Annotated in this window: 9 protein-coding genes and 1 pseudogene; 7 read left to right on the forward strand and 3 right to left on the reverse strand. The window is 41.4% G+C overall.

From position 1 onward, the window contains the following. Positions 1–174: 174 nt before the first annotated feature. The 4 genes from mvk to fni are packed head-to-tail and all read left to right on the forward strand — an operon-like array spanning position 175 to position 4,260. The gene (gene mvk / locus ELX58_RS05290) at positions 175–1,128 is read left to right on the forward strand and encodes a mevalonate kinase (protein ID WP_236747657.1); all 954 of its coding nucleotides are present in this window, start codon (positions 175–177) and stop codon (positions 1,126–1,128) included. Beyond that, positions 1,121–2,101: a diphosphomevalonate decarboxylase gene (gene mvaD / locus ELX58_RS05295; protein WP_133442113.1), complete on the forward strand. Its 981-nt coding sequence runs from the start codon at positions 1,121–1,123 to the stop codon at positions 2,099–2,101. The genes mvk and mvaD overlap by 8 nt, the downstream gene beginning before the upstream one ends. Positions 2,102–2,141: 40 nt before the next feature. Continuing rightward, complete coding sequence (locus ELX58_RS05300) at positions 2,142–3,230, forward strand: phosphomevalonate kinase (RefSeq protein ID WP_133442114.1); 1,089 nt, start codon at positions 2,142–2,144, stop codon at positions 3,228–3,230. After that, positions 3,223–4,260 (forward strand): type 2 isopentenyl-diphosphate Delta-isomerase, encoded by a 1,038-nt coding sequence (gene fni / locus ELX58_RS05305; protein ID WP_133442115.1) that lies wholly within the window; start codon positions 3,223–3,225, stop codon positions 4,258–4,260. The genes ELX58_RS05300 and fni overlap by 8 nt, the downstream gene beginning before the upstream one ends. Here fni and ELX58_RS05310 read toward each other — a convergent pair whose 3' ends face one another. Then, complete coding sequence (locus ELX58_RS05310) at positions 4,261–5,604, reverse strand: RsmB/NOP family class I SAM-dependent RNA methyltransferase (protein ID WP_133442116.1); 1,344 nt, start codon at positions 5,602–5,604, stop codon at positions 4,261–4,263. Positions 5,605–5,702: 98 nt separating this feature from the next. Between ELX58_RS05310 and ELX58_RS05315 the strand changes: the two genes are divergently transcribed. Beyond that, positions 5,703–6,530, forward strand: coding sequence for a Cof-type HAD-IIB family hydrolase (locus ELX58_RS05315; protein ID WP_162614661.1), 828 nt, complete (start codon positions 5,703–5,705; stop codon positions 6,528–6,530). 68 nt (positions 6,531–6,598) lie between these two features. Here the strand turns inward: ELX58_RS05315 and glpK are convergent, their stop codons facing one another. Further along, complete coding sequence (gene glpK / locus ELX58_RS05320) at positions 6,599–8,107, reverse strand: glycerol kinase GlpK (RefSeq protein WP_133442118.1); 1,509 nt, start codon at positions 8,105–8,107, stop codon at positions 6,599–6,601. Positions 8,108–8,215: 108 nt separating this feature from the next. Between glpK and ELX58_RS05325 the strand changes: the two genes are divergently transcribed. Next, entirely contained in the window at positions 8,216–9,643 is a 1,428-nt protein-coding gene (locus tag ELX58_RS05325) for a C69 family dipeptidase (RefSeq protein WP_133442119.1), read from the forward strand. Positions 9,644–9,655: 12 nt separating this feature from the next. Then, positions 9,656–11,158: a glutamate/gamma-aminobutyrate family transporter YjeM gene (gene yjeM, locus ELX58_RS05330; protein WP_133442120.1), complete on the forward strand. Its 1,503-nt coding sequence runs from the start codon at positions 9,656–9,658 to the stop codon at positions 11,156–11,158. A 414-nt stretch (positions 11,159–11,572) separates the two neighbouring features. On the opposite strand, the pseudogene ELX58_RS05335 reads toward yjeM, so the two are convergent. After that, a pseudogene (locus ELX58_RS05335) lies at positions 11,573–12,464 on the reverse strand (GRP family sugar transporter). Between the last annotated feature and the right edge of the window lie 47 nt (positions 12,465–12,511).

A 12,511-nucleotide genomic window follows, 5' to 3' on the forward strand; every position in this document is an offset into this window, starting at 1 on the left:
ATTCACCAATCTATTATCAAAATTACGTCTATTCCTATCGTACTACACTTTCTTTTAGCTTGAGAAACATTCGGACAAATTATCCAGCGGTGCAATGATACGGGAGTCGTTTCACTAGGTTATACGATGTGATATTATTTAAAATGTCTATCAATTATTGAAAGAATGATATTTTTGTTACACCAAGCGATCGGAAAAAGTCACGCTAAAATCATTTTAATGGGCGAACACAGTGCCGTTTATGGTGAACCTGCTGTGGTATTACCGATTTCAAACGTTGGCATGACCGTTACAATTAAACCAACTTTAAACAATCGAATTTTACAATGTAAATATTTTATTGGTTCAATCGAAAAGGCCCCTTCTAATATGCTGGGTACGCAACGATTGATTCAATCGTTATTAACCCGTTTTCATCAAACTAACGCCACCTTTTCAATGCAAATTGAAAGCACGATTCCGTCTGAACGAGGGATGGGTTCATCGGCTGCGACTGCCGTAGCCGTCACCAGAGCTTTATATAAGTACTTCAAGCAACCGTTGACCCATACTCAGTTATTAAAGGATGCCAACATTGAAGAAAAGATTACGCACGGTAATCCGAGTGGTATGGATGCGGCCACCACTGCCGCTAGTCAACCGGTTTGGTTCACAAAGGGTCAGCCGATTCAATCAACATCGATTAATTTGGATGGCGAATTGGTAATTGCCGATAGTGGTGTTAAAGGTCGAACCGATATTGCCGTTAATTCAGTCCATGAAAAGGTCGTTAACGATCCAACGTTTGGTAAAACTCATATTCAAGGTCTTGGGAGATTAGCCAAAGACGCTAAGCAACGATTAGCTAATAATCAGATCGTTCAACTAGGCCAGGATATGAGTAATGCTCAGTACCACTTGGCTAAATTAGGGGTCAGCTGTGATCCGTTAGATAACCTAATCCATACCGCAAAAGCTAACGGTGCTTACGGTGCTAAACTAACCGGCAGTGGCCTTGGTGGCTGCATGATTGCGTTAGTTAAAGATGATGCCCAAGCTAAAAAAGTTTCGAAAGCGTTACTAAAAGCTGGAGCTGTCGATACCTGGCTTCAGCCTTTTAGTTTGGCTTCGGGAGGTCAGAATGCTTAGTAAAGAGCCAGTCTTAGCACGTGCTCATACGAACATCGCAGTCATTAAATACTGGGGTAAAGCTGACGAAAAGATCATTATTCCACAGAGCAGCAGCCTATCCTTAACGCTAAAGGAATTTTATACAGACACCGCCGTTAAATTCTTAAATGATTTAAAGCAGGATCAAATCAGGATTAATCATCAGCGGATTCCCGTAAGTAAAAAAATCATGGCGGTATTAAATCTAGTCCGTAAACTAGCTAATACTAAAGCTCACGCTGTGGTTAATTCGGTTAATCACGTTCCAACGTCGGCTGGATTAGCGTCATCTGCTTCTGGCTTATCAGCTTTAGCGTTAGCCAGTAGCTATGCTGCCGGGTTACGCTTATCAAAACAGGATCTGTCCCGTTTAGCACGTCATGGTTCTGGTTCGGCATCCCGCTCGATTTTCGGTGGCTGGGTCGAATGGCAACGTGGCCATGACAATCATTCGTCATACGCGTTTCCAATCAAAGACAGTACCTTAAATGATGTTGATATGATTGCGATTATCATTAAAAAGACACCGAAAAAGATTAGCAGTCGTCAAGGAATGCGTCGAAGCGTCAAGACTTCACCCTATTATGGAGCGTGGAAAGAAACGACCGCTAAGGATCTAACGACGGCGGTTAACGCACTTCAAAATGATGATTTTAGGACGTTGGGACATGTTGCAGAAACCAACGCGATGCGCATGCACGCCTTAACACTGAGTGCTGATCCGCCGTTCATGTATTTCAACGGTGACACCATTAAAATTATTGATCTAATTAATGATCTGCAGGCTAAGGGTGTGAATTGTTACTACACGATCGATGCCGGACCGAACGTTAAGGTCATTTGTCAGCATTGTGACAGTTTACGGATTAAACGTTATTTATCGAAATTCTTTAACCCAAATAAAATTGTGATTTCGGGGCCTGGCCCAGGCGCCCATTTAATTCAGAAATAAATTAGAGATTATCAATAGTAGAAAGAAAAGGTCTGATCGTTTGATAAAAGTAATAGCTCCTGGAAAATTGTATATCGCTGGTGAATATGCCGTTGTTGACGGGATGCCGTCAATCGTCGTGGCGTTGAACCAATACATAACGGTTGAAATTTCCGCTGGCCATAAATACGGCAGCATCATTTCTAAACAGTACCAAGCCAGCACCATTTATTGGCGCCGTGAAGGTAACCAAATGATTTTTGATAATCGAGATAATCCATTTCGCTATATTTTATCGGCCATTAAAATTACGGAGCAATATGCAAGATCGTTACACGTTAAGTTAGGCTTATATCACCTTAAAATTGATAGCCAACTTGATAGCCCTGACGGTAAGAAATACGGCTTAGGTTCATCGGCCGCTGTTACCGTAGCTACGATCAACGCTTTATGCGCCTTTTATCACATCCCAATCAATAAGGAACAGCTCTTTAAACTGTCGGCTATCGCCCACTTCTCAGTTCAAGGCAACGGTTCGTTAGGTGACATCGCTGCCAGTGTCTATGGTGGTTGGATTGCTTTCCGGACTTTTGACCATCAATGGTTAAAGATCATGCAGCGAAATTCATCCATTAAAACGTTGATTAATATGCCTTGGCCAAACCTCAAGATTGAACAATTAACGGTTCCAGAAAGTCTTCAACTTTTGATTGGTTGGACCGGCACCCCGGCATCAACCTCGCACTTAGTTGATAAGGTTTCATTAGGTCGAGCTCATAATCCAGAAAAGTATAACCAATTCCTTAAAGCCAGCAAGAAATGCCTAATTAAAATGATTCACGGCTTTCGGGAAGGCTCACTTAAGCTAATCAAGCATGAAATCGCTGTTAACCGAAAATTATTGAATCAATTGGGTGATTTTACCAAGGTTGACATTGAGACCCCACAGTTAAAGAAATTATCAAGAATTGCAATTCACTACGGTGGTTCCGCAAAATCATCTGGAGCCGGCGGTGGTGACTGTGGGATCACAGTTGTTAATCGTCAGTCACCCATTAAGCAGATTTTAGACGAATGGAAACAGAACCACATTCAGCCGTTAAAGTTTAAGGTTACCCAACAATCATCAGGAGTTGTCCATCATGATTAATCAGCATTCTCACCGTAAGGATGAACACGTTTCCTTAGCGGAATATTTTAATCGAGCCAATCATCATGATTACTTTGATCAGTTACGCTTTGTCCATCAAAGTCTCCCAGAAACTGATTATCAACAAATTAATCCTTCGACTAAATTAGGACCATTGACGTTAAAATGGCCCTTTTATATTGAGGCCATGACCGGTGGCAGCCGACAGACTGGACAATTAAACGCCCAATTGGCAAAAATTGCTAAAGCAACTGACTTAGCCATGGCTGTTGGTTCCGAAAGTGTTGCTTTACAGGACCCGAAGTTAATCAAGACTTTTTCGATCGTCCGAAAAGTTAATCCCAAGGGAATCATTTTTGCTAATTTAGGGGCATCCCATTCATATCAAGATGCTCAAAAAGTGATTGACATAATCGATGCGGATGCGTTAGAAATCCACCTTAACGTGCCACAAGAATTAATTATGCCCGAAGGCCACCGCTCTTTTCATTGGTTAAAAAATATTAAATCGGTCGTTAGCAACGTTAAAAAACCGGTGATCATCAAAGAAGTCGGCTTCGGAATGAGTAAAGAAACGCTCAAACAACTTCAGTCAATTGGTGTTAAATACGCTAACGTAAGTGGCCACGGTGGAACTAATTTTGCCAAGATTGAAAACTACCGTCGTCCTGAAAAGGATCTTTCTTATCTTGAGAAATGGGGCCTAACTACTCCAGAATCATTATTTGAGGCTCGTCCGTTTGAACCTGAGATGAAGATCATTGCTTCAGGTGGAATTAAAAATCCGCTTGACATCGCAAAAGCCCTCGCGTTAGGTGCAAGTGCAGTCGGCGTTGCTGGCGTCATCTTGCATTCACTCCTAAGACGAGGACCTGATAAAACGATTCAAATGATTAAAGATTGGCAGCGTGGTCTTAAGATCATTATGACCATGCTAGGATATAAAGATATCGCTCAGTTGCAGCAACAAAGATTACTACTAAGTCCATCTTTAATTAGTTACTTACATCAGCGACATCTAACATACTGATTATCGAACGAGAAAACGGAGCCCTTTCGGGAAGAAATTCTTGATGGTACCCTGAACGACTTTACCAAACGCAATTGGTTGTTTCCAGCAGATTAATTGGTACCAGCCTTTGGGTAACTTCGGATCAACCGGTAACGTGTCACCATGAACGTACTTTTTCCATTCGTCAATGGAAATCGTGACGTGATGTTTAACCTGATCCGGATGTAAAGCCAAGGCTAACGCATATGATGGTTCAAAGCGGTTCTTCTTTAACGTTCCTAAGTGAAGTCCTGGGCTAACGACCTGAAGCTTCTTGAGGTTCGGGATGTCAGGATTATATGCGTATAATTGACGTCCGAATTCAATTAAATTCTTAGGCTGAAAATCAACTAAATCCTTTTTTGCGAATTGATTCCATAGATCACGATCTCGGTGCGGAACATTACTGCGCTGAGTTTTTATTTTCTTTGGGCTGCCTTGGGTACCCTTCTGTAACTTGGCAATGAAGTGCCCTTCACCCTTAACTCGGTTAGGAAAGATTCGAACGGCATTCTTCAATTCAGGATTATGGTTAGCCCACTGTGGCTGGCCACCTAGCATCCCTGGATACTTCTTAACGGGCACCGTCTTAAAATCATAATTATCCAGTAACCACGCAATGACCTGTTCGTCTTCTTCAGGTGCAAAGGTACACGTTGAATAGACCAACGTTCCGCCAGGCTTTAACATCTTAACGGCCTGGTTTAAAATCTTTCGTTGCCGTTCGGCACATTTCTTTGGGTAATCTAATGACCAATATTTAATCGCTTCGGGATTTTTACGGAACATCCCTTCACCAGAGCACGGTGCGTCTACCAAAATTTTGTCAAAGTACCGTTTAAATGATTTCGTCATTTTATGCGGAGGTTCATTTAAGGTCAAAGCGTTAGTAACACCAAAGCGTTCTAAATTACTGGCTAAGACCTTAGCCCGTTTTGGAATGATTTCGTTAGCCACTAGCAAGCCCTGATTATTCATCAAACTAGCTAAATACGTTGTCTTACTCCCTGGTGCAGCACATAAATCTAACACCTTTTCACCAGGCTTCGGATCAACGACCGTCCCAACGTACATGGCGCTTGGTTCCTGATCATAAACAGCACCACTCTGATGATCGACCGTTCGGCCACGAACCTTTCCGTAGTAGCCCCATTTGGCCCATGGAATCGGATCATCCAGCTTTTCTTCAATTGGTGTATGGGCTTTTAACGGGTTAATTCGGAAGCCCTGCGTGGGTTCTCGATCAAAACTTTTAAGAAAAGCTTCGGCATGATCGCCCATTAATTTCTGGTATTTTTGGCAAAATTCTTTCGGTAATTTCACGGTTACCCTCCTAAATGTTTGACACAATCGAAAACATTATTTATGATAATGTTTTTACAAGCGCTATTATAAACTTTCTATTAAACGAGATGATACAGATGAATCGAAAATTAATTATTTTAGACCTAGATGGAACGACTTTAAATTCTGACTCAAAAATTACTGATACCACTCGATACATCATTCAAGAAGCGGCCAGCCTCGGTAACATCGTTAGTATCATCACCGGCAGACCGTACCGAATCGCGATGCCCTTTTACCGGCGACTTGGTTTGACCAGTCCGTTAATCACCTTTAACGGTGGTTTAGGTTTAATCCCCGGCGAAAAGTGGCCAGGAGCCTACCAAATCACTTTTGATCGTCACATCGTTAACACCATTTTTAAACGCCAGCGTGAATTGGGCCTTAATCTAATGGCTGCCGAAGACCGTTCGCATTTAATGGCCAACAAGCCTTCAAATGCTAAATTAGCCCGTGAAACCCTGGATTACTTTCCGTCACGTTTAAAATCGGGTCAGATCTTAACGCAAGATAACATCAACTTCGACCCGGTATGCCTAGCGGTTCAAGTCCAGCCGTTTTGTATGCAATTGGTTACTAAATATCTGCGGACTAATTATAAAGGAATTGTTAAACCGGCCGTCTGGGGTGGCAGTTTAAACGTAATCGAAATCGCAGCGCAGAACGTTACCAAAGTAACCGGAATCAAGAAACTAGCTAAGTATTATCACATCGCCAACAAGGACATCATCGCCTTTGGTGATCAGGATAATGATTACAACACTCTGAAGTTCGTTGGCCATGGAGTCGCCATGAAGAACGGTCTGCCTGATGTTAAGGCCGTCGCTGATGATGTAACTGAATATGATAACGATCATGACGGGGTCGCCCGTTACCTAAAGAGTTATCTCGGTTTACCTTATTAAATATTATTCTTTAAGGACTAAAAATGGTCTTGTGATAATTATTAAATCACAAGGCCATTTTTTGTATTCTAATATTTAATTCCCTTAAAAACCTGAGCCGCTTTAACGGCATTCAACCAGCCTAAGTAGTAATGATTACGTTCCTTAACACTCATCTTGGGCTTAAATTCATCCCGCTTTTCACCGCAGCGCTTAACTTCGTCAAGGTCTTTCCAATATCCAGAAGCAAGACCCGATAGATAAGCGATCCCAAGAGCCGTAACTTCACTGACGACCGCTCGATGAATTGGAATTCCTAATAGATCAGCTTGGAACTGCATTAGGTAATCATTTTTGGTTGCGCCACCATCGACGTTCAGGTTCTTCAAGTCGATATGGGTATCCTTTTGCATGGTTCTTAAAACGTCTTTGGTCTGATAAGCTAAGGAATTTAGAGTTGCTTTAACAAACTCTTCACGGGTTGTCCCCCGAGTTAAGCCAAAGACGGCACCGCGGGTCTGCTGGTTCCAATAAGGAGCACCTAATCCACTGAATGCTGGAACTACGTAGACACCGCAATGATTGGGTGCTTCTCTGGCCATAACTTCGGATTCACCGGGATCGTTAATAATTCGCATCCCATCTTTAAGCCATTGAATTGCGGATCCGGCAACAAAGATACTACCTTCCAAAGCGTAATTCACTTTGCCGTCAAACCCGTAGGCAATCGTTGTGATTAAGCCGTTATCGGATAAAATTGGCTTTTCACCGGTATTCATCATGATAAAAGCACCGGTACCATATGTATTTTTGACCATTCCTGGAGACAAAGCTAGTTGCCCGAATAAAGAAGCCTGCTGATCACCCATAATCCCAGTAATCGGGATCTTTAAGCCTTCAAATGTATAATCACCCGTATGACCGTATAAATGATCAGACGGGTAAACTTTAGGTAACATCTGTGAAGGAATCTTCAGTAGCCGTAATATCTGGGGATCCCACTTCAGCGTATGAATATTAAACATCATGGTTCGACTAGCGTTGGAATAATCCGTAGCGAAAACCTTGCCACCCGTTAAATTCCATAGTAGCCAGGTGTCGACCGTTCCAAACAATAACTTACCAGCTTCGGCATCTTCCCGGGCATTAGGAACGTGATCCAGGATCCATTTTAATTTAGTTGCCGAGAAATAGGAATCAATGATCAGGCCAGTTTTATGGTGGATCATTTTTGAGTAACCAGCCTCTTTAATCTGGTCCGAAATTTTACTGGTCTGCTTAGATTGCCAAACGATTGCTTTGCAGATTGGCTTCCCAGTATCTTTATTCCAGACCACTGCAGTTTCACGTTGATTCGCAATCCCAAGCGATTGAATCTGGTATGGTTCGATATTCTTTTTAATTAACGCTTCGATAAGTGCACTTTCAACATCTTTCCAGATCTCAACGGGATCCTGTTCAACCCAGCCGGGATGTGGGAAGTATTGCTTGATTGATTTTTGACTCATCGACACAATATTACCCTGATGATTAAAAACGATGGCACGGGCGCTAGTTGTCCCCTCATCAATTACCATGATGTAACGTTGTTTATTCATGTTAATTCCTCTTTTTAATTTACTTAACCGCTTCTTTGGTTAACAATGATTACGTAAATCTGGTAAAATACTAGCATGGTTACATATATAAATAAAGAAGGAAACAATATGGACGCTCAAAAATATTCTGCATGTACCAGTATTTTAATTGGTAAAAAGGCTAGTACTGACGGATCTGTAATGATCGGTCGTAACGAAGACGCAAGAGCCGCCTGGCCGAAACATTATATTGTTCATCCGCATCATGAATCAAAATCGAATCCCGTTTTTAAATCATCTGATAATAAATTTAAATTAACGTTACCAAAAGTTCGCTTTAAATATGACGCAACCCCTGAATGGACCAAAAAATATGGTCTGTTTGAAGAAGACGGTATCAACGAATATAACGTTGCCATGAGTGCTACCGAAAGTACTTACAGTAACGAAACCGTCTTGGGCGTTGATCCGTTAGTTAAAGACGGCATTGGTGAAGAAGCCATGATTACGGTCGTCTTGCCATACATTAAAACACCGCGTGAAGGCATCGAACGATTAGGCAAAATCATCGAGAAGTACGGTACCGACGAATCCAACGGTATTTTATTTGCTGATAAGAATTCCGCTTGGTACATGGAAACCGGTGGTGGTCACCAGTGGGTCGCTGAACGGATCCCCGATGATTACTACGCAGTAATCGCTAACCAGTCCGCAATCCAAGATATTGATTTCAACGATCCAAATAACTTTATGTGGGCTCCACACATTCGTGAATTCGTCAATAAGTATCACCTTAACCCAAGTACTCACGGTAACTTCAATTTCCGTCAAATCTTCGGGACGCATACCTTAGCTGATACTTATTACAACACGCCACGGGTTTGGTATGGTCAAAAGATGTTCAATCCTGAAATTCAGCAGGATCCGCAGAGTCAGAACCTGCCATTCATCAGAAAGAGTCATCGTAAATTATCGATTAACGATGCTGAAGCCTTCTTAGCATCCCATTATCAAGGTACTAAGTACGATCCAGTTGGTGAAGGCAAGCCTCAGGATCGAAAACGGTTCCGTCCAATCAGCTTAGCTAAGACTCAAGAATCTCACATCATGCAGATGCGTCCAAATCAGCCAAAGGAAACCACTGGGATCCACTGGTTAGCCATGGGCGTTGCCGCTCAAAGTACCTACGTCCCGTTCTTCAGTGGAATTACCGGAACACCAACCGCTTACCATTACGGTGTCCATGATTACAAGCACAATTCTGCTTACTGGGCCTTTAAATTGGCCGGCATCATGGTCGACAGTCATTACCTACAATTTAATCCGCAGTTAGAAGCTCTTCAGGCTAAACTGAATATTCATTACTTAAACTCCATTAAAGATGTTGATGCTAATGCTAAGCAGTTATCATCAGATCAGCTCGTTAAATTAGTTAATAAAGTTAGTAATGGCGAAGCTAAATTAGCAATCAAAGACTACCGTAAACTCACGGGTCATCTGATAGCTTTAGCAGCCGATTATTCACCGCTAAACTATCACCAGGATCTGAATTTATGATGAGGGATTAATTTGAAAAATAAAGCAACTAAAATTTCGCTTTTCAGCTTTGTCTTAATGGTTTTAATCTCGACTTTCGGCTTCAATAATACCGGGATCGCCTATCGTCAGATGGGCTATTCCAGTATTATCTGGTATCTGTTGATGGCCGTGATTTTCTTTCTCCCCTGTGGACTGATGTTTGCCGAATATGGTTCGGCATTCAAAGACGAACATGGTGGGATCTACTCTTGGTTAAAGGGTTCCGTTGGTGAAAAGACTGCGTTTATCGGGACATTCACCTGGTACGCCTCGTGGATCGTCTGGATGATCTCGATGTCGCCCAAAATCTGGATCCCGTTTTCGACGTTACTATCGGGTCATGACAGTACTCAAACCTGGCACATATTTGATTTAAGTCCGACTGCAACCGTCGGGGTCTTGGCAATCTTATGGATGATACTAGTTACCTGGTGTGATAGCAAGGGCATTAAGTCCATCACCCGAATCTCGTCAATCGGTGGATCGTTCATTGTAATGGTGGTCGTTGTCTTCTGCCTGGCTTCGTTAGCTTTGTTACTAATTAATCATGGCCAGCTAGCAGAGCCCCTTCATAATGTTACTGATTTTACTAAGTCACCGAATCCCAACTTTCAGACTAAGATCTCGATTATTTCGTTCATCACCTACGTTATGTTTGCCTACGGTGGAATTGAATCGTTAGGTGGGATGATCGATAAATTAAAAAATCCAGCCCAAAATTTTCCGCTTGGGATCGTAATTGGTGCCGTTGCGATTGCCGTTACCTATGCAGGAACTATCTTCCTATGCGGAGTTAGTACCAATTGGACCAAGGTTCTCGGTAATAACTACGTCAATCTGGGTAATGTTTTGTACGTGATCATTAATAATCTAGGCTACACCCTAGGGAAAAGTTTAGGTCTTACATCAGGCACCTCAGTAATTATCGGGAATAGTTTTGACCGGTTTGCTGGTTTAAGTTTGTGGCTTGGCTACGGTGGATCATTTTTTGTATTACTGTATTCACCACTAAAATCCTTTATCATGGGAGCTTCAAAGCATTTACTACCGTATAACTTGGTTAAATTAAATAAGCACCAAATGCCCGCAAATGCTATGTGGATTCAGGCAGGAATCGTAATCGTCATTTTAATGATGATTTCGTTTGGTGGTCATGATTCCCAAAAGTATTACTTAATCTTAACGGACATGACTAATTTATCAATGGCGTTCCCCTACTTGTTTCTAGTGGGTGCATTCCCATTCTTCAAACGAAAAACGTTCCTGACACGACCGTTTGTTTTCTTTAAAACTAAATGGTCGACTGACGTAATTTCATTGATCGTATTAACAACGTTGGTAATTGGGATGCTATTTACGATCTGGGAACCATTGATTGAACATGATTACGTTACCGCCTTTTGGACAGCTATCGGCCCCGTGTTTTTCAGTGCAATCGCATGGCTTTGGTATCATCATCAAGAGAAACAGAATTTAAAGACTTATTTAAAATAAATTAACAAATAAATTAAAATAATAAATAAAGTTAGGATACTGATCAATTTCAGGATCCTTTTATTTTTAGGCATGTAAGCGGTTATCACTGCCTAGCCAGTCATTTTAAGCGAATTTTGCATTTATTAAGAACTATGTTAATATACAGATATCAAAACAATATTCTATAAGTTCGAGGTGATTAGGAATGTCATTTTCTTCAGCAGCAATCTTAGCAGTAGCTTGCGTAGCAGCATTAACTGTTGTCGCAAGAGGCGTTGCTAACTGCAGTCATCATTTTAACGAAAATAACTAAACTATATTGAAAACTTAATCCCAAGATTTAATTGGAGTTAAGTCTTTTATTTTCATGTAAAAAAATCCTCCATAATTATTAAATTAATAATTATGGAGGATTTTAATTTAGTAGTAACTTCAACAGATAAAACTAATCATTATCCCGCCACTCAGGACCAGAAATAGACCGAGAATGGTCAGCAATAATTCGTGATGAGTCTTGTGTTCATGTAGGAAAACAATCCCGCCAAACGTCGATATAATCACACACATCTGGGAAAGGACGAATCCAGTTGACAAACCGTTTGCTTCCATCGAGAAGAAGTATCCGCATTGAGCGAGTCCAAACATAATCCCAGTTAATAGATTCCTAAAAACGGTAACATTCCAAAATGGATGTTGCTGACGAATGGATGACGTCGATAAACTAATCGCTCCTGCAGAAAATAACATCCCCAGACTTAATGGTAACAGCATTTCCCATCCTGACGCACTAGGAATTTTAGGCAATGAATTACAGGCAATAAAGCCAAATGAACCAAAAACGCTTAATAAGACACCAACCCTAAAATTATGGGGACTAATGTGATTAGTCTTTTCATGAAACGCAGTCATGCAGACCCCGATAATAATTAAGATAATCGCAATAATCCCAATCATTTTAGCTTCAGCCATTTGCCAACAGCCGAAAAATAAGGCACCCACGATCGTGGTCCCAATTAGTTGCATTCCTGTATACATCGGAAACGTGATCGAGACCCCAACCCTCGGAAAAGCACAGTACTGAGTAAATTGACCAACCGGCTCCAGCGATAAAGCACCAGATAAAGGTCATTATCGAGATGTCTGGTCTGATAATCGCATAAGAAATTAGCCCAACGATCAAACAGCCGTAAACAGTACCCATTAATTGACTAACGGGCTTCCCACCAAATTTAGTAACGACGATTGGCATTAAGCCCCAAAATAACGCGGGGATTAGTCCAATTAAAATATTCATAAAAACGATGCCTCTAGAATTGTGATACATTTCACAGTATATTACTTTTGATTATAAAATAAAAATCCTTACCATTG

Origin of the sequence: Acetilactobacillus jinshanensis, from assembly GCF_004359375.1 — a bacterium.
Lineage (GTDB): Bacteria > Bacillota > Bacilli > Lactobacillales > Lactobacillaceae > Acetilactobacillus > Acetilactobacillus jinshanensis.

What these genes read in the sequence shown, in the direction of transcription:
- fni (WP_133442115.1), top strand. Translation starts at nt 3,223, where the DNA reads ATGATTAATCAGCATTCTCACCGTAAGGATGAACACGTTTCCTTAGCG.
- ELX58_RS05325 (WP_133442119.1), top strand. Translation starts at nt 8,216, where the DNA reads ATGGACGCTCAAAAATATTCTGCATGTACCAGTATTTTAATTGGTAAA.
- ELX58_RS05315 (WP_162614661.1), top strand. Translation starts at nt 5,703, where the DNA reads ATGAATCGAAAATTAATTATTTTAGACCTAGATGGAACGACTTTAAAT.
- glpK (WP_133442118.1), bottom strand. Translation starts at nt 8,107, where the DNA reads ATGAATAAACAACGTTACATCATGGTAATTGATGAGGGGACAACTAGC.
- mvaD (WP_133442113.1), top strand. Translation starts at nt 1,121, where the DNA reads ATGCTTAGTAAAGAGCCAGTCTTAGCACGTGCTCATACGAACATCGCA.